This is a genomic window from Streptomyces sp. MS19 (assembly GCF_047200595.1).
GTDB lineage: Bacteria > Actinomycetota > Actinomycetes > Streptomycetales > Streptomycetaceae > Streptomyces.
Map to the genome: position 1 here is coordinate 14,721 of NZ_JBJZOH010000002.1, position 25,842 is coordinate 40,562.

The window sequence follows — 25,842 nt, forward strand, 5'->3', positions numbered from 1 at the left end:
CACCTCAGCGTGTTTCGTCGGATATAGGCAAGGCCGCACTCGTTCACAGCCCGGCCACGACGTTGATCAGGATGTAGACGATGATCATCAGTACGAAGAAGGACAGATCAAGCGCCACACCCCCGAACCGTAGGGGAGGGATGATCCTCCGCAGGGTCTTCAGCGGCGGATCGGTGACAGTGTAGGTGGCCTCAAGCACCACGACCATCGCCTTGCCGGGACTCCAGGACCGCGCGAACATGAAGACGTAGTCCATCACCAGCCGGAACAGCAGCAGTCCGAGCAGGCAGTACAAGACAATCAGGATCACCTGCTGAACGATCCCCATCCCGCTTGTCCCTCTCCCCTGTTCCCGCCCCGGCCGACCGGCCGGGACTCCCTTCGGTCCGCTGTCTTCCCTCAGCTCTGGTTGAAGAACCCACCCTCGGCGATCCGGGCTTTGTCCTCCGCCGTTACATCGACGTTAGCAGGCGACAGCAGGAACACCTTCTGTGTCACTCGCTCGATGCTCCCATGCAGACCGAAGACCAGACCAGCGGCAAAGTCGACAAGTCGCTTCGCGTCCGTGTCGTCCATCTCCGTGAGGTTCATGATCACCGGAGTGCCCTCACGGAAGTGTTCCCCGATGGTACGGGCCTCGTTGTAGGTCCTGGGGTGGAGCGTCGTGATGCGGTAGGGCTCCCGCTCGGATACGACCTTGGGCATGATCACCGGCGCGTTCTTCTCCACGTTGTGCCGTTCTGATGTGATGGAAGACACGGGAGCGATCCTCCCGGGCCGCCTGCTTTCCGCCAGGACCGGAGCGGGCGTGGGCTCCGTCTCCCGCTGAGCCGGGGGGTGGACGACCCGCACCGGCTCCTCCGGCCGTTCCCTGGGCGGGGGTTCGAGCGTCTGGCGGCGCTGTCCCCGGTCGGGTTCCGGCTCGGGTTCGAAATCGTCGTCGGGGCCGTACCCCGGGCGGTCGTAGCCGTCGTCCTCCACGAGGCCGAGGTAGACCGCCATCTTGCGCATCGCGCCAGCCATCGACTGCGTCCTCCGCTCTGTGGTGGATCGGCTCCGTCCGCCGGGGCCAGGGAGATCCACGTAACTTGCCCGAATTCTCCGGGAATGACCATATTTTCGGCTCTGGCCCCTCGCCTGGCGACGTTACCCGAGGGCGGGGCGGACACCGAGTACCGCGCTTCCTACACGCACGTGTGTCGCTCCGGCGGCGATCGCCTCCTCGACATCCGCGCTCATGCCCGCGGAAACCATGGTGGCAGCAGGATCGAGCGTGCGCAGGTCCCTTGAGATTTCCGCCAGTCGTTCGAACGCGGCCCCCGGCGAACCGGCGTACGCCCCTTCGAGCGGCGCGACCGTCATCACCCCGGCCGGGCGCACCCCGGGAGCGGCGAGCAGCGCCTCCGCCAACTCGCCCACGCCGTCCGGCGCGACGCCGCCCCGGCCGCCGCCGAGTCCTGACTCCTTCTCCAGGGCGACCTGGATCAGGCACTCCAGCGGCGCACGCTCCCGCCGGACGGCCTCGGCGGACAGCGCGGACACGAGGCGGACCCGGTCCACCGAGTGCACGTAGTCGGCGTAGCCGAGGACGGAGCGCACCTTGTTCGTCTGCAACTGCCCCACGAAGTGCCAGGTCAGCGGCAGATCGGCGCACGCCTCCGCCTTCGGCGCCGCCTCCTGGTCGCGGTTCTCGGCGAACTGACGTACGCCCAGTTCCGCGAGGATGCGCACGTCCTCGGCAGGGTACGTCTTGCTCACGACGACGAGGGTCACCTCGTCCCGGGCGCGGCCGGCGGCGGCGCATGCCCGGTCGATGCGCTCCTCGACCCGGGCGAGACCGGTCGTCAGTTCGATCCGCCTGGCCTCGCCGGACGCGGCGCCCGGGGGCCGCTGAGGGCCGGTCACGCGGCGTCCAGCCAGACGTACCCGGCCTGCCGGCCGGTGGTCCGGTCGCGGCGGTAGGAGAAGTGGTCGGCCGACTCGCGGGTGCAGACCGGGGAGAGCGCGATGTCGCGGACGCCGCTCGCCGCGAGCTGGGCGCGCACTCCGGCGGGGATGTCGATGGCGGGTGTGCCGGTCGCGCTGACGGCGCCGCAGCCGGGGACGGTCCGCTCGGCCTCGTCGCGCATGGCGGCGGGCACCTCGTAGCACCGCCCGCAGACGGTCGGGCCGGTCCTGGCGACGATCCGGCCGGGGTCCGCGCCGAGCGCGCGCATCGCCGCGACGGCGGCGGGCACCACTCCGGCGAGCAGTCCCGGGCGCCCGGCGTGCGCCGCGGCGGCCACCCCGGAGACGGGGTCGGCCAGCAGGACGGGGGTGCAGTCCGCCGTCAGCACGGCGAGGGCGGTTCCACCCCGGGCGGTGACCATCGCGTCGGCGGGCGGCGGTTCACCACCGGGTGACAGGTCGTCGGCGAGGGCGACGTCGTTCCCGTGGACCTGGTGCATCCAGCGGACGGCGGCGGGGTCGAGCCCCAGTGCCCCGGCGGCGAGGCGCCGGTTGGCATGGACGGCGGCGGGCTCGTCCCCCACGGCGCCGCCGAGATTGAGCATGGCGTACGGAGCGGCGCTCACCCCGCCCCACCTGTCGGTGAAGGCGAAGTGGGCGCCGCCGGACGACTCGCGGTTCCCTATCACGTCAGTACGTCAACCCAGAACGTCTCTCGGTACAGCTGTTCGGTGTGCGGCGGGTGCGCGTCCGGCGGACGGGTCCGCCGGACGGGTCACTTCAGGAAGTCGGGTACGTCCAGCTCCTCGACCTGGCCGTCGTACGGCCGGGCCGGCGGGACCTGCGGGCTCATCGGGTCGCGCACCGGCTCGGGGGCGTCGGACACGCCGTCGCGGTCGCCGAGCGGTCCCGCCGAGCGGCCGGGCAGCGAGCCGAGGCCGCCGAACGCGGGGCGTTCCGGCTCGGGCTCGGGCGCGGGCCGCTCCTGGGCGAGGGAGGTGTGGGCGTCGTCCTTGCCGCCGCCGTAGCCGCCGAGCGTCTTCTCGCGGCTGCGGGACGGGGGCTGTCCGCCGTCGAACCCGGCGGCGATCACGGTCACCCTGACCTCGTCGCCGAGCGCGTCGTCGATGACGGCGCCGAAGATGATGTTCGCCTCGGGGTGCGCGGCCTCGCTGACGAGCTGGGCCGCCTCGTTGATCTCGAAGAGGCCGAGGTCGGAGCCGCCCGAGATGGACAGCAGGACCCCCCTGGCACCGTCGATGGAGGCTTCGAGCAGCGGCGAGGAGATCGCCATCTCGGCGGCGGCGACCGCGCGGTCGTCGCCCCGGGCGGAGCCGATGCCCATCAGGGCGGAACCGGCCTCGGACATGACGGACTTGACGTCGGCGAAGTCGAGGTTGATCAGGCCCGGTGTGGTGATCAGATCGGTGATGCCCTGGACACCGGAGAGCAGCACCTGGTCCGCGGACTTGAACGCGTCGAGCACGCTCACCTGACGGTCGGAGATCGACAGCAGCCGGTCGTTCGGGATCACGATGAGGGTGTCGACCTCGTCGCGCAGGCTGGCGATGCCGTCCTCGGCCTGGTTCGCGCGGCGGCGGCCCTCGAAGGTGAACGGGCGGGTGACCACGCCGATGGTGAGGGCCCCGAGGGAGCGGGCGATGTTGGCCACGACGGGGGCGCCGCCGGTGCCGGTGCCGCCACCCTCGCCCGCGGTGACGAAGACCATGTCGGCCCCCTTGAGGACCTCCTCGATCTCCTCGCGGTGGTCCTCGGCGGCCTTGCGGCCGACGTCCGGGTTGGCACCCGCGCCGAGTCCCCGGGTGAGTTCGCGCCCGACATCGAGCTTGACGTCGGCGTCGCTCATCAGCAGCGCCTGCGCATCGGTGTTGATCGCGATGAACTCGACGCCCTTGAGACCGACCTCGATCATCCGGTTGATGGCGTTGACACCACCGCCGCCGATACCGACGACCTTGATGACTGCGAGGTAGTTCTGCGGTGCTGCCACGTCGAAGGCCTCTCGCCTCGAGTTACGTGTCGCCGCCCGCGTGAGCCGCAGTGCGCCGACGGATGCCGATGGGGCGGAGGAAGGGCCACCCCGAACCCTAACGCTTCAGTTTAGGGTTACCTGTGCTTGTCGTTCCTTGTATTCCTCGGAACGGACACTAAGTCGATAACTGGTGGGCGTTCAACGAACACGCCGGACCTCCTGCTTTTCTTTTCACCCTATGTGATCACGCGCGGGCGCACCAACCAGGGGCCCGACCTGCGGCGACGTGACGGGGCGTCAACCCGGTCGAGCCGGTCAAGGCCCTGACACCGCGGGCACGCTGGGGGCGCTCACGTCGAAGTGGGCCGCGCCGGGCGCCGCTTCCAGCACCGCCGTCAGGGCGTCCGCCTTCTCGCCCGCCCGCTCGGCACTGCCCCACCGCACGGTCCGGTCGCCGGACAGTTCGAGGGTGATGGCGTCGTACGACGTCGCGCGGACCCGGCGCAGCTCGCCGCGCACCGCGTCCGGCAGGGCGCGGACGACCGAGACGGCCGCGCCGCGCACCCGCTCCTCGCCGAAGCGGCGGGCCGACGGGCTGTCGGACAGGTCGAGTTCGAGCACCGGCACGCCGGGGAGCGCCTCCGGGACCTCGGCGAACGCGACGCCGTCCTCGTCCACCTCGCTGAAGCCGTCGCCGGTGGCCTGGAGGAGCGCCGCCTCGCGCTCGGTGACGCGCAGCGCGACGCCGTGCGGCCAGGAGCGTTCGACGTCGGCCGACTTCAGGCGGGGCAGCGCGGCGAGCAGCCGGTCGCGGACCGCGCCGGTGTCGAGCGAGGCCAGCGGGGAGCCGACCGGGACGGCGGCGGCTTCGAGGAGCTGGGCCTCCGTCAGCTCGCGGGGCCCCCCGTCCCGCTCGACGGCGACATCCTCGACGCGCAGCCAGCCGGAGCCGTACAGCGCCCAGGTGCTGAAGCCGCCGAGCGCGGCGGTGAGGACGAGGACCAGGACGAGGAGGCGGCGGCCCCGGGGGCGCAGGAGGCGCGCCAGACGGCCGGGGGCCGGGGGCGGGCCGGTGCGGCTCTGCCCGCCCCGCTGGGCGGTTGTCGTTCCGGCCACGCTCCCTCAGCTCCCGTTCGCGCGCTGTGCCCTGTGCCCTGCTGCCCGTGCCGTGCGGTGTCGTGTCGTGTCGTGCGGTGCCGTGCCGTGGGGTGCCGTGTGCCGGGGGTCAGGCCCGGCGCGCGGCGATCGCCTCGTGGACCATCCCGACGAGCAGGTCGTCGGCGTCCCGGCGGCCGAACTCCGTGGCGGCCCTGGACATCGCGTGCAGTCTGGCCGGGTCGGTGAGGACGGGGAGCACGTTGCCCCGCACCCACTCCGGCGTCAGCTCCGCGTCGTCCACGAGGACGCCGCCGCCCGCCCGGACGACCGGCTGCGCGTTGAGCCGCTGCTCGCCGTTGCCGATCGGCAGCGGGACATAGGCGGCCGGCAGCCCGACGGCGGACAGTTCGGCGACGGTCATCGCGCCCGCGCGGCAGAGCATCATGTCGGCCGCCGCGTACGCGAGGTCCATGCGGTCCACATAAGATAGCGGGATGTAAGGGGGCATCCCGGGCATCGTGTCCACCTGCGGCAGTTCGTTCTTCGGGCCGACCGCGTGGAGGACCTGCACGCCGGAGCGCTGGAGGACGGGGACGGCGCTCGCGATCACCTCGTTCAGCCGCCGCGCGCCCTGGGAGCCGCCGGAGACCAGCAGCGTCGGCAGGTTGTGGTCGAGGCCGAAGTAGGCGCGCGCCTGGTCGCGCATCGCGGCGCGGTCGAGGGTCGCGATGGAACGGCGCAGCGGGATGCCGATGTAACGGGCGTTCCGCAGCTTGCTGTCCGGCGTCGAGACCGCGACGAAACGGGTGTAGCGGGCGCCGATCTTGTTGGCGAGCCCGGGGCGGGCGTTCGCCTCGTGCACCACGATCGGGACGCGCTGGCGGCGCGCGGCGAAGTAGCCGGGCAGGGCGACGTATCCGCCGAAGCCGATCACGCAGTCGGCCTTGGTGCGTTCGAGGATCTCCTCGGCCGCCTTCACCGTGCCGCGCAGCCTGCCGGGCACGGTGAACAGCTCCGGCGTCGGCTTGCGGGGCAGCGGGACCGCCGGGATGAGGCCGAGCTCGTAGCCGCGCTCCGGCACCAGCCGGGTCTCCAGGCCGCGCTCCGTGCCGAGGGCGGTGATGCCCACGGTCGGGTCGTACCTGCGCAGGGCGTCCGCGAGGGCGAGCGCTGGCTCGATGTGGCCGGCGGTCCCCCCGCCGGCGAGAACAACATGCACCGGTATTTCACCGCTCTCCGGACGGCGCCCGCTTGCGGAGCCGTCCCATCGTCTTCCTTCTGAGCCGGGGTCCCCGCGCGGCCATCGCCGCCCTGGCCGCCGGATCGCTGCGCGCGAAGGCGATCAGCAGTCCGATGGCGAACATGGTGGGCAGCAGGGCCGAGCCGCCGTAGGAGAACAGCGGGAGCGGCACACCGGCGATGGGCAGCAGGCCCAGCACCGCGCCGATGTTGATCACGGTCTGGGTCATGAGCCACGCCGTGACCCCTCCCGCGGCATACCTGACGAACGGGTCGTCCGTGCGCCCTGCCACGCGGATACCCGCATAGCCTAGAGCCGCGAAGAGGCCGAGCACCGACAGCGTCCCCATCAGGCCCAGTTCCTCGCCGGTGATGGCGAAGATGAAGTCGGTGTGCGGCTCGGGCAGTTCACCCCATTTCTCCACACTCGCGCCGAGGCCCGAGCCGAACCAGCCGCCGGACGCCAGCGCGTAGATGCCGTGCACGGCCTGCCAGCAGTTGTCGTCCGGCCCCGGATCGGTGGCGCCGAGGCAGGCGAGCCGTTCCATGCGGTGCGCGCTCGTGACGATGAAGAGGGCGCCGAGGACGGCGACCGTGCCGATGACGCCGACGAACAGGCGGGTGGGCGCGCCCGCGAGCCACAGCAGGGCGAAGACGACGGCGACGATGATCATCACCGTGCCCATGTCGCCGCCGATCATCACCAGGCCGCAGACCAGCAGCGCGCCCGGAATGAGCGGGACCAGCAGGTGCCGCCACTGCGTGAGGAGGTTCTTGTCGCCCTTCCTGGCGAGCAGGTCGCCGCCCCACAGCAGCAGGGCCAGCTTGGCGAATTCACTGGGCTGGATCTGGAACGAGCCGCCGATGGCGATCCAGTTGGTGCTGCCGTTGATCCGCACGCCGATGCCCGGCACCTGGACGAGCACCAGCAGCACGACCGTGCAGGCGAGGAAGGGGTAGGTGAGGGCGCGCAGCAGGCGGACGGGGACGCGGGAGGCGACGAGCAGCAGGACCGTGCCGAGCACGGCGGCGAGCAGTTGCTTGCGGAAGTAGTGGGTGGCGGGCAGGTCGTAGCGCAGCGCCTGGATCTGTGAGGCGGAGAAGACCATCACGAGGCCGAGGAACGTGATGAGCAGGCCCGTGCCCAGCACCACGTAGTACGCGGTGAGGGGGCGGTCCCAGGCGCGGCGCAGCCGGTCGAGGGCCTTGGGGCTGCGGGGCGGCCCCGGGCGCCTGAAGGCGCGCGCCGCGGGGCGCGGGGGCGGGAGGGGGCGTGTGGCGGCGCGTCCGCGCCGTACCGGATCGGTCGCCGCCGGTCGTGGCGCTCGCGTCATCTCGACCCCTCCTCGGCCCCGTCCCCGGCGGTCCGCGGCCACCGGGGGCTACTCCTCGTGCCCGCCCCGGCCGGCGGCCAGGGTTCTGACGGCCGCGGCGAAGGCGTCGCCGCGCTCGTTGTAGTGGGCGAACATGTCCATCGAGGCACAGGCCGGGGCCATCAGGACGGTGTCCCCCGGCCGGGCGAGCCGTGCCGCCTCGTGGACCGCCGCCGCCATCGCCCCAGTGTCGGTCCGGTCGAGGTCCACGACCGGCACATCCGGGGCGTGTCGCGCGAGCGCGTCCCCGATGAGGCGCCGGTCGGCGCCGATCAGGACGACGCCGCGCAGGCGCCCCGCGGCGCCCGCGGCCAGGTCGTCGAAGGCGGCGCCCTTGGCGAGGCCGCCCGCGATCCACACGACCGAGGGGTAGGCCGCGAGGGACGCCTCGGCGGCGTGGGTGTTGGTGGCCTTGGAGTCGTCCACCCAGGCCACGCCGTCGATGTCCGCGACGTGTTCGATGCGGTGCGGGTCGGGGCGGAAGGCGCGCAGGCCGTCGCGTACGGCCCGGGGCGGGACGCCGTAGGCGCGCGCCAGGGCGGCGGCGGCCAGGGCGTTGGCGATGTTGTGGGGCGCGGCCGGCTGGGAGGAGGCGGCGTCGATGTCGTCGGTGGTCGCCAGTTCCTGCGCGCGCTCGCGGCGGTCGTCGAGGAACGCGCGGTCCACCAGGATGCCGTCCACGACGCCCAGTTGGGAGATGTCCGGCGTGCCGGGCGTGAAGCCGACGGCGCGGCAGCCCTCGGTGACGTCGGCGGCGCGGACCAGGGCCTCGGTGGCGGGGTCGGCGGCGTTGTAGACGCAGGCGACGGCGTTGCCCTCGTAGATCCTGCCCTTGTCGGCCGCGTACGCCGCCATGGAACCGTGCCAGTCGATGTGGTCGGGCGCCAGGTTGAGGACCGCGGCCGAGTGGGCGCGGACGGAGGGCGCCCAGTGCAGCTGGTAGCTGGACAGCTCGACGGCCAGCACGTCGTACGGCGGGTCGGCGCGCACGACGTCCACGATGGGCGTGCCGATGTTGCCGACGGCGGCCGTGCGCAGGCCCGCCGCGCCGAGGATGGCGGCGAGCATGCGCACGGTGGTGGTCTTGCCGTTGGTGCCGGTGACGGCCAGCCAGGGCGCGGCGCCGGGGCCGCGCAGCCGCCAGGCGATCTCCACGTCGCCGACGACCTCCACACCCGCCGCCGCGGCGGCGGCGAACAGCGGGCTGTCCGGCCGCCAGCCGGGCGAGGTGACCACCAGGTCGGTCGCCTTGGGCAGGGTGTCGCCGTCCCCGGGCCGCGTCTCGATGCCCTCGGCGGCGAGTTCGGCCGCGCGGGCGCGCTGCCGCGGCCCGTCGCCGCCGTCCACGACGGTGACGAGGGCGCCGAGCCCGGCCAGGGCGCGGGCGGCGCTCACGCCGCTCACGCCGAGGCCGGCCACGGTGATCCGCTGTCCGGAGAACTCGCTCACCAGTCCGCCACCCAGGTGCCGTAGAAGATGCCGATACCGACGATGACGCACATGCCCTGGATGATCCAGAAGCGGACCACGACCAGGACCTCGCTCCAGCCCTTCAGCTCGAAGTGGTGCTGGAGCGGCGCCATCTTGAAGACGCGGCGGCGGGTCATGCGGAAGGAGCCGACCTGGATGACCACCGACATCGTGATGAGGACGAACAGGCCGCCGAGGACGGCCATCAGCAGCTGCGTGCGGGAGACGATGGCGAGGCCCGCGATCGCGCCGCCGAGGGCCAGGGAGCCGGTGTCGCCCATGAAGATCTTGGCCGGTGAGGTGTTCCACCACAGGAAGCCGAAGAGCGCACCCATCAGCGCGGCGGCGACGACGGCCGCGTCGAGCGGGTCCCGTACCTCGTAGCAGGCCGCGCCCGCGGTGAGGAACTCGGAGCAGGTCTGGCCGTACTGCCAGACGCCGATGAAGACGTAGGCGCCGAAGACCATGACGGACGCGCCGGTGGCGAGGCCGTCCAGACCGTCCGTCAGGTTCACGCCGTTCGACATCGCCAGGATCATGAACAGCGCCCAGACGACGAACAGCACCGGGCCGATCGACCAGGAGAAGTCCTGGGTGAACGACAGGTGGGTCGAGGCGGGGGTGAGGCCGCGGGAGTCCGCGAAGTTCAGCGAGAGGATCGCGAAGGCGACGCCGACGGTGAACTGGCCCAGCATCTTCGCCCCGGCCCGCAGGCCGAGGCTGCGGCGGCGGACGATCTTGATGTAGTCGTCGAGGAAGCCGACGAGGCCCATGCCCGCCATCAGGAAGAGGACGAGCAGGCCGGAGATCGACGGCGGTTCGCCGGTGGCGACCTTGGTGACGGCGTACGCGATGAGCGTGGCGAGGATGAAGGCGATGCCGCCCATCGTCGGGGTACCGCGCTTGCTGTGGTGGTCGCGCGGGCCGTCGTCGCGGATGTACTGGCCGTACCCCTTGCGGGCGAGCAGCTTGATCAGGAGCGGGGTGCCGACCAGGGTCAGGAAGAGTCCGATGGCACCGGAGAAGAGGATCTGCCTCATCGGGCGGCGACCTCGCCATCGGTCGTCCCGGTGTCGTCCAGCAGTCCGAGCGCCACCTGTTCCAGCGCCGCGGACCGCGACGCCTTCACCAGGACGACGTCCCCCGGCCTCAGCTCAGCGCGCAGCAGCTCGACCGCTGCCCGAGCGTCGGACACGTGCACCGACTCCTCACCCCACGAACCCTCGTTCTTGGCGCCCATGTCCAGCCAGGCGGCCTCACGGCCGCCCACGGACACGAGCTTGCTGACGTTGAGCCGGACGGCGAGCCGCCCGACCGCGTCGTGCTCGGCGAACGCGTCGTCGCCCAGCTCGGCCATCGGGCCGAGCACCGCCCAGGTCCGGCCCCCCCTGTCCTTCACGGCCCCGCCCATCGCGGCGAGCGTGCGCAGCGCGGCCCGCATCGACTCGGGGTTGGCGTTGTAGGCGTCGTTGACGACCGTCACGCCGTCCGCCCGCTCGGTGACCTCCATGCGCCACCGGGACAGCGGGCTTGCGGCGGACAGTGTTTCGGCGATCGCCTCCGCGGACATGCCTACCTCATGCGCAACAGCCGCAGCGGCAAGCGCGTTCGACACGTGGTGCTCACCGTACAGCCGCATCGTCACGTCGGCGTACCCGGTGGGGGTCCGCAGGCGGAACGCCGGGGTGCCCGCGGGGGTCAGCCGCGTGTCCTCGGCGCGGACCGCCGCGTCCGCCGACTCGCCGAACAGGACGACGCGCGCCCGCGTGCGGTCCGCCATGGCGCGGACGAGCGGGTCGTCCGCGTTGAGCACGGCGACGCCGCCCTCGGCGGCCGGGGGCAGCGCCTCGACCAGCTCGCCCTTGGCGCGCGCGATGGTCTCCTTGTCGCCGAACTCGCCGATGTGCGCGGACCCGACGTTGAGCACCGCGCCGATACGCGGCGGGGTGAGCCGCGTGAGGTCGCGGATGTGGCCGATGCCGCGCGCGCCCATCTCCAGGACGAGATAGCGGGTGGACTCCTCGGTGCTCAGGGCGGTGAGGGGCATGCCGATCTCGTTGTTGAAGGAGCCGGGCGTCCAGACCGTGGGGCCCGAGGTGCGCAGCAGCTGGGCGATCAGGTCCTTGGTGCTCGTCTTGCCCGCGGAGCCGGTGAGGGCGACGACGGTGGGCGCGAGCTTCGCGACGACGTGCCGCGCCAGCGCGCTGAGCGCGCCGACGACGTCGTCCACGACGACCGCGGGGACGCCGACCGGGCGCGCGGCCAGGACGACGGCCGCGCCCGCGGCGACGGCCCGCTCGGCGAAGTCGTGGCCGTCCACGCGTTCGCCCGGGAGGGCGACGAAGAGGGACCCTGGCTCGACGAGCCGGGAGTCGATGACCACGGGCCCGGTGATGCGGGGTGGCGGCTCCGGTATGTCGTGCGGCTCTCCCCGCACGACGTTGATGAGCTCAGCTACGGGAAGGGGGATCACTTCAGCGGGCCTCGCCTGGCGTCGGGTTCCTGGGGTGCATGCGAGCTGGCGCGTTCGATGGCGGCGCGCAGCTCCACTCTGTCGTCGAAGGGCCGGATGACTCCGGCGATGTCCTGACCGCTCTCGTGTCCCTTGCCGGCGATCAGGACCGTGTCGCCGGGTCGCGCGCGGGCGACGGCGGCGGCGATGGCGGCGGCGCGGTCCTCCTCGACGAGGACGGTGCCCCGTTCGTGGGCGGGGACCTCGGCGGCGCCGGCCAGCATGGCGGCCAGGATCGCGAGGGGGTCCTCGGAGCGGGGGTTGTCCGAGGTCAGCACAGCGGTGTCGGCGAGGCGGGCGAGTGCCGCGCCCATGCCGGGGCGTTTGCCGCGGTCGCGGTCGCCGCCGCAGCCGAGGACGGCGTGGATGCCGCCCTCCGTGACCTTGCGCAGGGCGTGGAGGACGGACTCGACGGCGTCGGTCTTGTGCGCGTAGTCCACCACGGCGAGGTACGGCTGGCCGGCGTCCACGCGTTCGAGGCGGCCGGGGACGCCGGGGACGGCGGCGATGCCCTCGGCGGCGAGCGCGGGGTCGATCCCGGCGGCGGCGCAGGCGGCGATGGCGGCCAGGCTGTTGGCGACGTTGAACGCGCCGGGCAGCGGGGCGGCGGCCTCGATGCGGGTGCCGTCGGGGGCGACGGCGGTGAAGGTGGAGCCGAGCGGGCCGACGGCGGTGTCCTCGGCGCGCCAGTCCGCGTCGGGGTGGCCCTCGGCGGAGAAGGTCGTGACGGGCACCTCGGCCTCGGCGGCGAGGCGGCGGCCGTACGCGTCGTCGAGGTTGACCACGCCGCGGCGGGAGCGCGCGCGGGTGAACAGCTGGGCCTTCGCCTGGAAGTAGTCCTCCATGTCCCGGTGGTAGTCCAGGTGTTCCGGCGAGAGGTTGAGGAAGACCCCGACGTCGAAGACGCAGCCGTCCACCCGGCCCATGACCAGCGCGTGGCTGGAGACCTCCATGGCGACGGCGCGGGCGCCCCGTTCGCGCATGACGGCGAAGAGCGCCTGGAGGTCGGTCGCCTCCGGGGTGGTGCGGGTGGACTTGACGCGCTCGTCGCCGATGCGGGTCTCGACGGTGCCGATGAGGCCGGTGGGGGCGGGGGCGGGCGTACCGTCGGCGCGGGCGGCCTCGGCGGCGGCGCGCTGGAGCGCGCCCTCGACGAGGTAGCTGGTGGTGGTCTTGCCCGAGGTGCCCGTGACGCCGATCTGGAGGAGGCCGCGCCCGGGGTGGCCGTAGATCTCGGCGGCGAGCGCGCCGAGGTGGGCGCGGGGCTCGGCGACGACCAGGACGGGCAGGCCGGTGGCGGCGGCCCGTTCGGCACCGCTCGGGTCGGCGAGGATCGCCGTGGCGCCGAGGCCGGCGGCCTGGTGCGCGAAGTCGGCGCCGTGGAAGCGGGCGCCGGGCAGCGCGGCGTACAGGTCGCCGGGGAGGATGGCGCGCGAGTCGTGGGTGATGCCGGTGACCGCGTGGCCGGGCGTCCCGTCCCGGGGGCCGTCCTGCGGGGTCTGCGGGGCGTCCGTGCCCAGGAGAGCGGCCAGCTCCGCGAGGGGCACGGGCCGCACGTGCCGCGGGCGGAGCGCCGGCGGATGTGGATCAGCGTGGGGCACGGCGGTGAGCGTACCCGCCGCGGCGTGCGTGGAGCCAAACGAGCTGACGGGGGTGGACCCGTCGGTGATGGTTCTCACGTGCCTGTCGCTCCGCTCGTCTGTCGCTGCGTCGGGTCGCTTCCGCGCGGGTGTCCGCCGGGTGGTCCGCTCGGTCATTCGTCCGGGTCGAAGGTGGTGGGCAGGCCGGGGAAGGTCTCGCCGGTCGGGGGCACCCGGAGCGCGGCCAGCGAGAAGCGCATGACCTCGTTGAAGATCGGTCCGCAGACCTCGCTGCCCGTGTAGGCGCCCTCAGTCGGATTCTGGACGACGCAGTAGACGGTGACACGCGGATCGTCGGCGGGGGCGAACCCGGCGAAGGACGCCGTGTAGCCCCGGTAGACGCCTGTTTCCGGGTCCACGCGGTTGGCCGTGCCGGTCTTGCCCGCGACGCGGTAGCCGGGGATCTGGGCGGCGTGTCCGGTGCCGTCCGGGCTGGCCACGACGGTCTCCAGCATCTCGGTGAGCTGGTGCGCCGTATCTTCGCTGACGACGCGGGTCCGTTCGGGTGAGGGGACGGGCTCGCGGCGGCCGTCGGCGTCGGTCGTGGCGCGGACGAGGGTGGGTGCGACGCGTTCGCCGCCGTTGGCGACCGTGGAGTACACCGAGGCGGCCTGGACGGCGTTCACGGACAGGCCCTGGCCGAACGGGATCGTGTACTGCTGGGACGCGTTCCAGTCCTCGGGCGGGGCGAGGATGCCCGCGGTCTCGCCCGGGAAGCCGAGCCCGGTGGGGCGGCCGAAGCCGAACGCGGTCAGGTAGTCGTGGAGCACCCGGTTGGCCTCCGGCTGGGTGTCGCCCAGCTGTTCGGCGGCGAGGATGGTGCCGATGTTGCTGGAGTGGGCGAGGACCCCGGCGAGGGTGAGGTACAGGGTCTCGTGCTCCACGTGGTCGCCGAACTGGCGGTCGGCGCGCGGCAGCCGGTTGGGGACCGTGACGTGCGTGTCAGGGGTGGCCGCCTGCTCCTCCAGGACGGCGGCCATGGTGATGACCTTGCTGGTGGAGCCGAGTTCGAAGGCGTCCTCCAGCGCGGCGTTGCCGAGGTTGGCCGGGTCGGCGGCGGCGATGTCGTTGGGGTCGAAGCCGGGGGCGCTGGCCAGGGCGAGGAGTTCGCCGGTGGCGGTGTCCTGGACGACGACGTAGCCGCCGTCCGCCTGGCTGGCCTCGACCTGCTCGCTGATGGCCTGCTGGGCGGCCCACTGGATGTCGCGGTCGATGGTCAGTTCGACGTCGGTGCCGGGGACGGCCGGCTCCTCGCGCTCCCCGGCGGTGGGGACACGGCGGCCGCCGGAGCGTGCGTAGAAGAGGCTGCCGTCCTCGCCCGCGAGTGCGTCGTCGAGCTGGGCCTCCAGGCCGCCGCTGCCGACGCCCTCGCTGTTGACGAAGCCGAGGACGGGCGCGGCGAGCAGGTCGTTCGGGTAGACGCGCTTGGCGTGCTCGACCGCGAAGATCCCGGAGAGCACCTGCGTGCCCGTGCCCTTGTCCTGCTGCTCGGCGAGGTTGGCGCGCAGGTCCTTGATCTGGTTCCAGACCTGCGGGGTCCGCTGGCGGGCGAGCAGGGCGTAGCGGGTGTCGTCCTGGCTCAGCAGATCGGTCAGTTCGCCCTGGTCGCGGTCGAGGACGGGAGCGAGGAGCGCGGCGGCCTGCTCGGGCGCGTCGGGGACGCCGGTCGCCTCCTCGGAGAAGAGCAGCGGATCGGCGGTGATGTCGTAGGCGTCGACGGTGGTGGCGAGCGCGGTGCCGTTCCGGTCGGTGATGTCGCCGCGCCGTGCGGTCAGGGTCTCCTCGACGTAGCGGTTGACGGCGGCCTGTCCCGCGTAGGAGGAGGCGCCGACCGCCTGCACCTGGAAGAGGCGGACCGAGAAGGCGACCATGATCAGGGTCAGGCCGAGGCCGACGAGGCGCAGGCGCGGCCTCGGGTTGCCCAGGCGCAGGCCGCTGTCGGGCCGCCGGGGGCCGCGGGGGCGCGGGGGGCGGGGGGCGGTCATGGGGTCGGCCCTCCGTCGGCGGGAGTCGGGTCGGCGGCAGTCGGGTCGGCGGCAGTCGGTGCGTCGGGAGTCGGGTCGGCGGTGGCTGGGGCGTCGGGGCTGTCGGGGGCCGCGGCGGACGCGTCGGCGGACGGTGCCGTGCCGCCGGGCGCGGCCTGGTTCGTCACGGTGTCCTCGCCCGGCGGGGGCGGCGAAGCCGCCGGGTCGCCGGTCGGCGTGCCCGCCCCGGCGTCCGCGGGCGGCACGTCCCGCTCGTCCGGCGCGGCCGCGTCGTCCGTGGGCGTGGCGGTCGGGGTGGGGCTCGGCGCGGGCGTGGGGTCGGTCTCGCCGAGCAGGTCGCCGCCCCCGGTCAGGAAGGCGGGCGGCCCGCCGGGCACCATGCCCATCTCACGGGCGCGCTCGGCGAGGGCGTCGGGCGCCGCATAGCCGTCCACCTCGGCCTGTAGCTCCTGCTGCTCGTCCGTCAGCTCCTTGGTCTCCCTGCGCAGCTCGCTCAGCTCGAACGAGCCCTCGTTCAGCGACGCGTTGAGCAGCAGCAGGCCGAGCATGCCCGCGCCGAGGAGCAGCACGATGAGCAGGACGAACGGGGTACGGGCCGCCGAGGACGAGCCGCGCGGCACCATCCCGGCGAGCCGCAGCAGCCGGGTCTGTCCCGGGCCCCCCGGGCGCTGGCGCGCCATGTCAGACCGCCTCCCTGACCCGTTCGGCCGCCCGCAGGCGGGCCGGGGCGGCGCGGCTGTTGCCGGCCAGCTCCTCGGCGGACGGCAGTTCCGCGCCGCGCGTGAGGAGCCGCAGCCGGGGCTGGTACTGCTCGGGGACGACGGGCAGTCCAGCGGGCGCGGTGGAGGCGGCGCCCTCGCTCAGCGTCCGTTTCACGAGCCGGTCCTCCAGGGAGTGATAGGACAGGACGGCGATCCGGCCGCCGACGGCGAGGGCGCCGACGGCGGCGGGCAGCGCACGTTCGAGCACGGACAGCTCGCCGTTGACCTCGATGCGCAGGGCCTGGAACGTGCGCTTGGCGGGGTTGCCGCCGGTGCGCTTGGCGGCCTGCGGCAGGGCGTCGCGGATGAGGGTGACGAGCCGGGCGCTGCCGGTGATCGGCTCGCGCGCCCGTTCCCTGACGATCGCCTCGACGATCTTGCGGGCGAACTTCTCCTCGCCGTAGGCGCGCAGGACGCGGACCAGTTCGCCTGGCGGGTAGGTGTTGAGGACATCGGCGGCGCTCGGGCCCGTCGTCTGGTCCATGCGCATGTCCAGCGGCGCGTCCTGCGCGTACGCGAAACCGCGGTCCGCCTCGTCGAGCTGCATGGAGGAGACGCCGAGGTCGAAGAGGACACCCGCCACCCGGGTGACGCCCGACCGGGCGAGAGCGGAGGGGAGCTGGTCGTACACGGCGTGCACCAGCGTCGCCCGTTCGCCGTACGGGGCGAGGCGCTGCCCGGCGAGGCGCAGGGCCTCCGGGTCGCGGTCCAGGGCGATGAGCCGGACGTCGGGGAAGGCGTCGAGGAGGGCGGCGCTGTGGCCGCCGAGCCCGAGGGTGCAGTCGACGGCGACCGCGTCCGGGCGGCGCAGCGCGGGGGCCAGCAGGTCCAGGCACCGCTGGAGCATGACGGGGCGGTGCCGGGCTTCCGGCGGCCGGTCGTTGCTGGTCGTCATGCGCCTTCCGAACGGGGAGGAGAGACAGGTGACGGCGGGGGCGCCCCGGGCCTGGCGGGAGTCCTCGGTCGTGCTGCGGCGGGCTCCGCGGGCCACCGTCGGGAAGGATGGGACTGGTGACGGGCGCACGCCTCCCGGTGCGCGTCACACTAGCCCACCTGTTTCCGCGGTCAATCACTGAGGTTGATCGTGTGCCGCGTTTCGGAACGGGCCTGTGACCCTCATCACCTCTCCGGAGGGGACGAGGTGGGGACTCGCGTACTACCTTCACAGATATGTCTCATACGGTCACAGACGAGCTGGTCGAAGCCAACCGCACGTACGCCGGCGGCTTCACCGCTCCCCTGCCCAGCCCGCGGCCCGTGCGCCGCACGGCGATCGTGGCGTGCATGGACGCCCGGCTCGACCTGCACGCCGCCCTCGGCCTCGAACTGGGCGACTGCCACACGATCCGCAACGCGGGCGGTGTCATCACGGACGACGTCATCAGGTCGCTGACGATCAGCCAGCGGCGGCTCGGCACCCGTTCGGTCGTGCTCATCCACCACACGCAGTGCGGTCTGCTCGACCTGACGGAGGAGTTCAGGTCGGAGCTGGAGCTGGAGGTCGGGCAGCGTCCGGCGTGGCCGGTGGACTCCTTCACCGATCTGGACCAGGACGTCCGCCAGTCGCTGGCCAGGGTGCGCACCTCCCCCTTCCTCCTCCACACTGATGACGTACGCGGCTTCGTGTTCGACGTGACGACCGGTCTGCTCCGCGAGATCGTCCCCGCGGAGGACGCCGCCCGGTGACGTCCGTCGCCGTTGTGTGAAGAATGCAGGGGGCGGCGACCGGCCGGTGCCGAGGCGGCACGGGGCGGCCGGGGTGGCCCGTACGCATGCGCCGAGCCGGGCTCGGGGCACGGTTCATGGGCCGAGGAGGGCCGCTTGACGACCTATGAGGAGCAGACCAGGCTCAGCGATCTGAGCGCCACCGCGGACCGGGTGCGGCGCGCGGTGGAGAGCGTGATCGAGGGGAAGCCGGACGTCGTACGGCTGTCGGTGACGGTACTGCTCGCGGGGGGGCACCTCCTGCTGGAGGACGTGCCCGGCGTCGGCAAGACGATGCTCGCCAAGGCGCTCGCGCGGTCGATCGACTGTTCGATGCAGCGCATCCAGTTCACGCCCGACCTGCTGCCGTCGGACATCACCGGCGTCAGCATCTACGACCAGGCGCGCGGCGAGTTCGAGTTCAGGCCCGGCGCCGTCTTCGCGCAGATCGTCATCGGCGACGAGATCAACCGCGCCTCGCCCAAGACGCAGTCCGCCCTCCTTGAGGCCATGGAGGAACGGCAGGTCACGGCCGACGGGCGCACATACGAGCTGCCCGAGCCGTTCATGGTCATCGCCACCCAGAACCCGGTGGAGATGGAGGGCACCTACCCGCTGCCCGAGGCGCAGCGGGACCGCTTCATGGCGCGCGTGTCCGTCGGCTACCCGGCCCAGGACGCCGAGCTGCGGATGCTGGCTTCGCACGGCGGCGCGTCGCCGCTCGACGCGCTCAAGCCCGCCGCGCACGCGCAGGACGTCACACGGCTGATCGACGTGGTGCGCGGCGTGCACGTCTCGGACGCCGTGCGGCGCTACACCGTCGACCTCGCCGCGGCCACCCGTGCGCACCCCGAGCTGCGGCTCGGCGCCTCCCCGCGCGCGACGCTGCACCTGCTGCGGGCGGCGAAGGCGGCGGCGGCGCTCGCAGGGCGCGGCTTCGTGCTGCCGGACGACGTGCAGCAACTCGCCGTGCCCGTCCTGGCGCACCGTCTGCTGCCCACCGCGCAGGCGCAGCTGAACCGGCAGAACACCGCGGACATCGTCTACGACATCCTGCGCCGCACACCCGTGCCGGACTCCTACGCGGCGCAGCCGCAGGCTCGGGGTTACTGATGGCCGCGCCCGTGGCAGCCGATGCGGGCGTGGACGAACGGGGGACGCTGCGCGCCGCGTTCGGCGGGCTGACGACGCGCGGCCGGTCGTTCGTCGCCGCGGGCCTGGCCGCCGCGCTGTGCGCCTACGCGCTGGGGCAGCCCGACCTGCTGCGCGTCGGCGTCCTGCTGGCGGCACTGCCGGTGCTGTGCGTACTGGTGCTGCACCGCACGCGCAGCCGCGTCGTGACCGCGCGCCGGCTCACGCCCGACCGGGTCGCCGCCGGCGGCGAGGCGCGGGTGCACCTGCGTGTCGAGAACGTGGGGCGGCTGCCCAGCGGCCTGCTGCTGCTCCAGGACCGGGTGCCGTACGTGCTGGGGCCGCGGCCCCGCTTCGTGCTGGACCGGATCGAGCCGGGCGGGCGGCGCGAGGTGACGTACCGGGTGCGCTCGGAGCTGCGCGGGCGCTACCCGCTGGGGCCGCTGGAGCTGCGGCTCACGGACCCGTTCGGGATGGCGGAGCTGAGCCGCTCGTTCGGCGCGTCGGACACGATGACGGTGCTGCCGCACGTCGAGCCGCTGCCGTACGTCCGGCTCGGCGGGAACGCGGACGGCGCGGGCGACGGGGTGCGGCGCGGGCTCGTGGCGGTCGGCGAGGACGACGTCATCCCGCGCGACTACCGGCACGGCGACGACCTGCGGCGCGTCCACTGGCGCTCGACGGCGCACCACGGCGCGCTGATGGTGCGCCGCGAGGAGCAGCCGCGGCGCGCGCAGTGCACCGTGCTGCTGGACACGCGGCGGACCGCGTACCTGGGCGCCGGGCCCGACACCGCGTTCGAACGGGCCGTGTCGGGCGCGGCGTCGGTGGTGCGGCACCTGGCCGCCCAGGGGTACGAGACGCGGCTGCTGACCGGCGCGGGGCAGCTCGTGCCGGGACCGGCGACCGAGGCGCGGGAACCGGCGGAGCGGATCGGCCTGGTGATGGACGTGCTCGCCGGGGCGGAGCCGGAGGACGAACGGCCGCCGGAGACGGTCGAGGCGGTGCTGCGGTCGGCGGGCGGCGGGCTCGTGGTCGCGTTCACCGGTGTGCTGGACGACGGGCAGTGCGCCGCGTTCGCACGGCTGCGGCCCGGCCGGGGGACGGCCGTGGTGTTCGTGATCGGCGGCCAGCGGGCTCCGGAGGCGGAGGCGGCGCAGGTCGCGGCCCTGCGGGGGGCCGGCTGGACGGCGCTGCTGCTCCCGCCGGGCGTACCGCTGGGGCAGGTGTGGCAGCAGGCGGCGGCCGAACAGGCGGGGCAGACGGGGCAGACGGGGCAGGCGGGGAGACGGCACGGATGACCGGGGGAGACCGCTGATGGACAACAGGGTGCGGATGGCGTTCGCCTCCTGGTTCGCGACGATGGCGGCGGCCGCCGCGCTGCTGCCGCTGGTCGACGGCACGGACTGGTACGCCCAGGCCGCCATCCTCCTCGCGGGGCAGACGGCCTTCGGGGTCGTCACACGCCAGGTGCGCGCCCCCGCCCCGGTCACGGTCGCCGTGCAGCTGGCCGTCTCGGTGGTGGCGCTGACGGCGGTCTCGGCGTCCGCGTACGCCCTGGGCGGCCTCCTCCCGGGACCCGCGGCCTTCGGCGAGCTGGGCAGGCTGCTGACCGCCGGGGCGGACGACATCGGCCGCTACACCGCGCCCGCCCCGGAGACGGACGGCATCCGGCTGATGGTCTTCGGCGGCGTGCTGCTCATCGGGCTGATGGTGGACGTGCTCGCGGTGACGGTGCGCGGCGCCGCGTCCGCCGGGCTGCCGCTGCTCGCGCTCTACTCGGTGGCGGCCGGGGTCGGCGGGAACGACTCGGGCCGGCCGTACTTCCTTGTCGCGGCGGCCGGTTACCTCGTGCTGCTGCTGGCCGAGAGCAGGGACCGCGTGGCGCGGTGGGGGCATGTGTTCGGCGCGCCGGGCGGCGCGCGCCCCGGGACGCCGTACGACCGCGGCCCCGGCGCGGCGCCCCGCGTGCGCGCGGGCCGCCGCATCGGCGCGCTGACGCTCGGGGTGGCCGTGGCGGTGCCGGCGCTGCTGCCGTCGCTCGGGACCGGGCTGCTCGACACGTCGCGCGGCGGGGGCGGCGGGGGCGGCGGGGGCGAGCGGTCGGCCTCGACCTCGCTCAACCCGGTGGTGGCCCTCCAGGACCAGCTCAACCAGCCGCAGGACAGCCCGGTCCTGTACTACCGGACGACGAGCCCCGACCCGTCCGGGATGTACCTGCGGCTGACGGCGCTCGACGAGTTCGACGGCACGCAGTGGACGTCCTCCGGCTGGCGCGAGGAGACGCCGCCCGACCCGCCGTGGGTCGTGCCGGGTCTCGGCCCCGAGGTCGCGGTGACACGGGTGGCCACGGAGATCACGGCGACCGACACGTACGTCCAGTCGTCGCTGCCCGTCCCCTACCCGGCCCAGGCGGTCGAGGCCCAGGGCGACTGGAGTTTCGACAAGGGCTCGCAGACCCTCACGTCGGACGACAGGCGGTTGACGACGCGGGGGCTCGCGTACTCGGTGGACCACCTGCTGGTGGAGCCGACCGCCGAGCAGCTGTCCACGGCCCCGGCCGCGCCCGAGGAACTGCGCAAGTACTACACGCGTCTCCCGCGCAGCCTGCCGCCGGAGGTCGCCGCGATGGCCGCCGAAGTGACCGCGGGGGCGCGCGACGACCTGGCGCGCGCCGTCGCCCTCCAGGACTGGTTCACCCGGGCGGGCGGTTTCCGGTACGACACGTCCGTCTCCTCGGGCAGCAGCTCCGACTCGATCCTGACGTTCCTGCGCGACCGGGAGGGCTTCTGCGTGCACTTCGCCTTCACCATGGCGACGATGGCGCGCACGCTGGGCATCCCCGCGCAGGTCGCGGTGGGCTTCACGCCGGGCACCCGGCTGCCGGACGACGTGTACGAGGTGGGTGTCCACAACGCGCACGCCTGGCCGGAGCTGTATTTCGAGGGCGTCGGCTGGGTCCGCTTCGAGCCGACGCCCGGCCAGGGCAGCAGCCCCGCGTACACCCGGCCGGAGTCCGAGCGGCCCGACCCCGGGGAGCGCGAGGAGCGGGAGCCGGCCGGGGAGGAGACGGCGGAGGCCGTGCCGTCGCCCTCGCCGAGCGTCCCGGCGGACTGCGCGCCCGGCTCGTCGCTGGGCGCCTGCCGGACGGACCAGCCGAGTACGCCGGAGAGTGCGCGGGACGAGGCGGCGTTCGCGTCCTGGCCCGCGCTGTGGACCGGCGCGGGGGTCGTGCTGGTGGCCGTGGCGGTGAGTCCGCTGCTGTGGCGGCGCCGGGCACGGCGGCGGCGGTTGGGCGCGGAGGGCGGGCCGCTGGGCGCGTGGCAGGAACTCGGTGACAGTGCCTGGGACTTCGGCATCACCCCGGCCGCTTCGGAGACGCCGCGCGCGGCGGCGGGGCGGATCGTGCGCGTCGCGTCCCTCGGCGGGGAGCCCGCGGCGGCGGTCCACCGGCTGGCCGACGCGGTCGAGCGCGAGCTGTACGCGCCGGAGGCGGACCGCGGGCGGGCCGGGCGGCTCGCGGAGGACGTGCGGACGGCGCGGCGGGGGCTGCGGGCGTCGGCCGGGCGGTGGGAGCGGCTGCGGGCGGCGGTTCTGCCGCGTTCCGCCATTCGGGTGATCCACCGGTGGTCCGCACGGCGGGCGGCGTTCGCTCACCGTCTGCGGTCGGCGCTGCGGCGGCTCGTACCCCGCCTGGGGCGGCACGGCGCCTGAGGACGGTGGCGCCCACCGCACGCCCCGGGTGACGGGCGGGCGCGCACTCCCGCCACGGACACCCGGAACCGGTCCCCGCACGGCACCAGCACCACCCGCCCACGTCAGGGCCCTCGGCCCGGCCATGGCGGACGAGACCGATGACAGTCCGCACGCGCGCCCGGCCCCGGGGCTTCGTACCGGCTGCCGGGCGGACAACGGCCCGTGGGACGCAGGGTGCCGCGGCCGGCCCCTCGCCCCGTGGAACCCGGCCGGCCGGGCCGGCCGACAGGGGGAGCGGCCCCGAGTGCGGGAGGCTTTGAGGCGCCGCTCAGGGCGTGTCCTTTGGATCTTGTCGGGTCAGGCCGCGTTGTCGGACGCGGTGCCTCGCCTCGCGATGCGACAACGCAGCGAGGCTCCCCCCAGGCCCAAGGGAACGTGGGAGGTGCCCCCACGTCGGCAGCGCGTGCCAGGGAAGACCTGGAAGACGCGCCCCAGGGGGCAGCCCGCCGTTTCTCTCCTGGGGGGCGCGGCGGGCGCCCACCCCCCGGAAGGGCGACCCCGGTCAACCCACGCTGACGGCCTGTGGTCACCAGGCCACTCCCCCGGTCCCGGCCGGGGGCGCCCCGGCGGCAGGTCCGGCCGGTCCGCCGCTGCCGCTCCCCCGCCGAACCGGCGCCGGGAACGCCGCGGGGCGGGCGGCCCCGGCGGTCGACGCTCACTGACGGCCGGCGCCCCGGGCCCGCTCGGCCACAGGCGGAGACGCGCCAGGCCACGCGTGGACAGCCTCACCCGGCAGGAGCCCCGCAAGAAGCTGACGGGCGGGAACGCGAGCCGTTCCGCCACGGGCCGGGACCCGCCGGGCCACGCGTGGGCAGCCGTGCCGGGCAGGAAGGCTCCGGTACCGGCCGGGAACGCCGCGGGGCGGGCGGCCCCGGCGGTCGACGCTCACTGACGGCCGGCGCCCCGGGCCCGCTCGGCCACGGGCAGAGACCCGCCGGGCCAGGAGTGGGCGGTCATGCCGGTCACGGCTTGCTGACGGCCGGTGGTCGCCACTGCTCGGTCACGCACGGAGACCCGCCAGGCCGCGCGCGGGCAGCCGGACCGTTCCCCCAGGCACCGGAGTCCCGGGAAGGTCCCGGGCATGCCGCAGGGCCGCCCCTGGGCGGGGGCGGCCCTGCGGTCGGACAAGCCGTGGAGACCGGCTGCCGCTGTCAGCTCTCGCGCTCGTCGCGGCGGCGCTGCCAGCGGTCCTCGATCCGGTTCATCATGGTCCGGCGCTGCTTCTGCCGGCCCGCCTGTCGGCCACCCGCGCCGCCGCCCTGCGGGGTGGCGGCGGATGTCTGCGGTGTCCTGCGCCACCCGGTGACGGCGACGACGGCACAGCCGAGCATGATCAGGAAACCGACCACGCTGAGCCACACCTGCTGCGCGACCATGCCTCCCATGAGCAGGCCGATGCCCACGACGAATCCGGCGATCGCCTGGTAGACCCGTCGGCGGGTGAACGTGCGCAGCTCGTTACCCTCAAGCGTTGTCGCGAATTTGGGATCTTCGGCGTACAGCGCTCGCTCCATTTGTTCGAGCATGCGCTGCTCGTGGTCCGAGAGCGGCACGGAGTCCTCCTACTCGTCGGTCGCGGTGGCGACCCGATCCGACCCTTCAAGGATAGGCAGAGATGTCTCCCTGTGAAACCCACCCCTGTACGCCAGTTTCGCCCACAACAGCTTGCCTCCCGGACCCTGCGGGGCGGTGGACATCTCATTCCCCTGCCGCCGCCGGGTCATGCCGGGTGGCTCTTCCCGATGATACGAGGAGTGCGGCCTAGAGTTCTCCCCGTAGTGCGGAGCCGCCGGTGGCGGCGAGCAGGTGGAGCTGGCCCGCGATGGCCTGGAAGGCGGGGAGGGCCGCCGCCTCCGCCTCCAGCCGCGCGAGCTGCTGGAGCGCGTCCGGCTCGGTGTCCACCAGGGCGCCCGGCACGAGGTCGGCGAACACCCGGACCCCCTGGGTGGCCTGGACGGCGAGGCCCGCCTCGTCGGCCAGCGCGGCGAGTTGGGGCACGGTGAAGCGGTGCGGCACGGGGTCGGCGTCGCCCCAGCGGCCCGCCGGGTCGCCCAGGGCGCGGCGGGCCTCGGTGAACCGCCCGGCCAGCGCCCGGGACAGCACGGCGCCGCCCACACCGGCCACGAGCAGGCTGAGCACGCCGTCCCCGGGGCGGAGGGCGCGCGCCACGGCGCGCAGCCCGGCGGCCGGATCGTCGAGGTACTCCAGCACGCCGTGGCACAGGACCATGTCGAACGTCACATGGCCCACGACCTCGTGGAGGTCCTGGGTGTCGCCCTGGACGCCGCGCACGCGCTCGGCGACGCCCTTCTCGGCGGCACGCCGCTCCAGCGCGAACAGCGCGTCGGGGCTGGGGTCCACGACGGTGACGCGGTGCCCGAGACCGGCCACCGGCACGGCGAAGCTGCCGCTGCCGCCCCCGGTGTCGAGCACGTCGAGCGTCTCGCGGCCGGTGCGGGCCGCCAGGTCGGCGAGTGCCTGGCGCAGTGCCTCCCAGACGACGCCGGTGCGCAGCGCGGTGTGCGGGCCCGGTGCCACCGGTCCCTGCGTGTCACGGACACTCGGCTCTGGCGGCATTGCGGACGGCTCCTTGCTGCGGTGCGGCACCTGTTCTCCGGCCGCGTCGTGCGGGGGCTGCACCACCCTACTGGGCGGCAGGACCCGCCGGGCCGTCCGCGCCGCCGGCCCGGCCGCCCTCCGCGGCGTCCCTGGCGAGCGGGAGCCGCACGGTGCGGGCCCGCGCGCCGGGGAACAGCGCCTCGTCCACGAGCCGGACGAAGAAGCCCGCCGCGCGGCGCAGGTCGTCCGCGTCCTGCCGGCCGGCCACGTCCTTGATGCCGGCGTCGATCCTGGCCCGCCGGTCCGCGCTCGCCGCGAACAGGACGCTCCACTCCGCCAGCTCGGGCGCTATCTCCGGAAGCACCTCCCACACGCTGCGGATGCGGCGGCGGGCGCGCTCCGTGCTCCCCGGGCGGCCCCGGACGGCGACGAGGGCCGCGGCGGCCCGCAGCGCGGCGAGATGGGCGGCGACGTACGCCTCCCCCGGGTCGGTCAGGACGGACGCCTCGTCGAGACGGCGCTCGGCCTGGGCGAGCAGGTCATGCGCCGCGGCCGGCACGGGTGCCTTCCGCGGTACGGCGTGCACGTCGATCGGGAGTCCGGTCATGACGAGCCTCCAGTCAGTCGTCACTCAACGGTCCATCTGCCGACATGGTGACGTATGGGTCTGACAA

At 74.1% G+C, this 25,842-nt stretch carries 22 protein-coding genes; 4 read left to right on the forward strand and 18 right to left on the reverse strand.

What is annotated here, in order from left to right:
- Positions 1–43 precede the first annotated feature (43 nt).
- The 15 genes from ACL02R_RS02610 to rsmH form a co-directional block, all read right to left on the reverse strand.
- A complete protein-coding gene (locus ACL02R_RS02610) occupies positions 44–328 on the reverse strand; it encodes a YggT family protein (protein WP_362963237.1) in 285 nt (94 codons plus the stop codon).
- Between the two features lie 71 nt (positions 329–399).
- Positions 400–1,023 (reverse strand): cell division protein SepF, encoded by a 624-nt coding sequence (locus tag ACL02R_RS02615; RefSeq protein WP_362963239.1) that lies wholly within the window; start codon positions 1,021–1,023, stop codon positions 400–402.
- A gap of 123 nt (positions 1,024–1,146) precedes the next feature.
- A complete protein-coding gene (locus ACL02R_RS02620) occupies positions 1,147–1,854 on the reverse strand; it encodes a YggS family pyridoxal phosphate-dependent enzyme (RefSeq protein ID WP_412795425.1) in 708 nt (235 codons plus the stop codon).
- Positions 1,855–1,901: 47 nt separating this feature from the next.
- Positions 1,902–2,636: a peptidoglycan editing factor PgeF gene (pgeF, locus tag ACL02R_RS02625; RefSeq protein ID WP_412795182.1), complete on the reverse strand. Its 735-nt coding sequence runs from the start codon at positions 2,634–2,636 to the stop codon at positions 1,902–1,904.
- A gap of 86 nt (positions 2,637–2,722) precedes the next feature.
- The gene (gene ftsZ / locus ACL02R_RS02630) at positions 2,723–3,958 is read right to left on the reverse strand and encodes a cell division protein FtsZ (RefSeq protein ID WP_412795183.1); all 1,236 of its coding nucleotides are present in this window, start codon (positions 3,956–3,958) and stop codon (positions 2,723–2,725) included.
- 297 nt (positions 3,959–4,255) lie between these two features.
- A complete protein-coding gene (locus ACL02R_RS02635; RefSeq protein WP_412795184.1) occupies positions 4,256–5,056 on the reverse strand; it encodes a cell division protein FtsQ/DivIB in 801 nt (266 codons plus the stop codon).
- 109 nt (positions 5,057–5,165) lie between these two features.
- Entirely contained in the window at positions 5,166–6,257 is a 1,092-nt protein-coding gene (murG, locus tag ACL02R_RS02640) for an undecaprenyldiphospho-muramoylpentapeptide beta-N-acetylglucosaminyltransferase (RefSeq protein ID WP_412795185.1), read from the reverse strand.
- A gap of 7 nt (positions 6,258–6,264) precedes the next feature.
- Positions 6,265–7,611, reverse strand: coding sequence for a putative lipid II flippase FtsW (gene ftsW, locus ACL02R_RS02645; protein WP_412795186.1), 1,347 nt, complete (start codon positions 7,609–7,611; stop codon positions 6,265–6,267).
- Between the two features lie 48 nt (positions 7,612–7,659).
- Positions 7,660–9,099: a UDP-N-acetylmuramoyl-L-alanine--D-glutamate ligase gene (gene murD / locus ACL02R_RS02650; RefSeq protein WP_412795187.1), complete on the reverse strand. Its 1,440-nt coding sequence runs from the start codon at positions 9,097–9,099 to the stop codon at positions 7,660–7,662.
- On the reverse strand, positions 9,096–10,160 hold the full coding sequence (gene mraY / locus ACL02R_RS02655; RefSeq protein ID WP_362963253.1) for a phospho-N-acetylmuramoyl-pentapeptide-transferase: 1,065 nt from the start codon (positions 10,158–10,160) through the stop codon (positions 9,096–9,098). The genes murD and mraY overlap by 4 nt, the downstream gene beginning before the upstream one ends.
- On the reverse strand, positions 10,157–11,593 hold the full coding sequence (locus tag ACL02R_RS02660) for a UDP-N-acetylmuramoyl-tripeptide--D-alanyl-D-alanine ligase (RefSeq protein ID WP_412795188.1): 1,437 nt from the start codon (positions 11,591–11,593) through the stop codon (positions 10,157–10,159). The genes mraY and ACL02R_RS02660 overlap by 4 nt, the downstream gene beginning before the upstream one ends.
- Complete coding sequence (locus ACL02R_RS02665) at positions 11,590–13,311, reverse strand: UDP-N-acetylmuramoyl-L-alanyl-D-glutamate--2,6-diaminopimelate ligase (RefSeq protein WP_412795189.1); 1,722 nt, start codon at positions 13,309–13,311, stop codon at positions 11,590–11,592. Before ACL02R_RS02665 ends, ACL02R_RS02660 begins: the two co-directional genes overlap by 4 nt.
- 74 nt (positions 13,312–13,385) lie before the next feature.
- Complete coding sequence (locus tag ACL02R_RS02670) at positions 13,386–15,257, reverse strand: peptidoglycan D,D-transpeptidase FtsI family protein (protein WP_412795190.1); 1,872 nt, start codon at positions 15,255–15,257, stop codon at positions 13,386–13,388.
- Entirely contained in the window at positions 15,254–15,937 is a 684-nt protein-coding gene (locus tag ACL02R_RS02675) for an FtsB family cell division protein (protein WP_412795191.1), read from the reverse strand. The genes ACL02R_RS02670 and ACL02R_RS02675 overlap by 4 nt, the downstream gene beginning before the upstream one ends.
- A 1-nt stretch (position 15,938) precedes the next feature.
- On the reverse strand, positions 15,939–16,913 hold the full coding sequence (gene rsmH, locus ACL02R_RS02680; protein WP_412795192.1) for a 16S rRNA (cytosine(1402)-N(4))-methyltransferase RsmH: 975 nt from the start codon (positions 16,911–16,913) through the stop codon (positions 15,939–15,941).
- A 275-nt stretch (positions 16,914–17,188) separates the two neighbouring features.
- Here rsmH and ACL02R_RS02685 point away from each other — a divergent pair, with 275 nt between their 5' ends.
- The 4 genes from ACL02R_RS02685 (at position 17,189) to ACL02R_RS02700 (ending at position 22,567) form a co-directional block, all read left to right on the forward strand.
- Positions 17,189–17,704 carry a beta-class carbonic anhydrase gene (locus tag ACL02R_RS02685; RefSeq protein WP_412795193.1) on the forward strand — a complete coding sequence of 172 codons (516 nt, stop codon included), beginning with the start codon at positions 17,189–17,191 and terminating at the stop codon, positions 17,702–17,704.
- A gap of 135 nt (positions 17,705–17,839) precedes the next feature.
- Entirely contained in the window at positions 17,840–18,835 is a 996-nt protein-coding gene (locus tag ACL02R_RS02690; RefSeq protein WP_412795194.1) for an AAA family ATPase, read from the forward strand.
- The gene (locus tag ACL02R_RS02695; RefSeq protein ID WP_412795195.1) at positions 18,835–20,154 is read left to right on the forward strand and encodes a DUF58 domain-containing protein; all 1,320 of its coding nucleotides are present in this window, start codon (positions 18,835–18,837) and stop codon (positions 20,152–20,154) included. The genes ACL02R_RS02690 and ACL02R_RS02695 overlap by 1 nt, the downstream gene beginning before the upstream one ends.
- Before the next feature lie 16 nt (positions 20,155–20,170).
- Positions 20,171–22,567, forward strand: a complete 2,397-nt coding sequence (locus ACL02R_RS02700) for a DUF3488 and DUF4129 domain-containing transglutaminase family protein (RefSeq protein ID WP_412795196.1) — start codon at positions 20,171–20,173, stop codon at positions 22,565–22,567.
- Positions 22,568–23,760: 1,193 nt separating this feature from the next.
- Here the strand turns inward: ACL02R_RS02700 and ACL02R_RS02705 are convergent.
- From ACL02R_RS02705 to ACL02R_RS02715, 3 genes are all read right to left on the reverse strand, one after another.
- Complete coding sequence (locus ACL02R_RS02705; protein ID WP_412795197.1) at positions 23,761–24,162, reverse strand: DUF3040 domain-containing protein; 402 nt, start codon at positions 24,160–24,162, stop codon at positions 23,761–23,763.
- Between the two features lie 208 nt (positions 24,163–24,370).
- A complete protein-coding gene (locus ACL02R_RS02710; protein WP_412795198.1) occupies positions 24,371–25,186 on the reverse strand; it encodes a methyltransferase in 816 nt (271 codons plus the stop codon).
- Positions 25,187–25,253: 67 nt separating this feature from the next.
- Positions 25,254–25,775 (reverse strand): SAV_6107 family HEPN domain-containing protein, encoded by a 522-nt coding sequence (locus ACL02R_RS02715; protein ID WP_412795199.1) that lies wholly within the window; start codon positions 25,773–25,775, stop codon positions 25,254–25,256.
- Between the last annotated feature and the right edge of the window lie 67 nt (positions 25,776–25,842).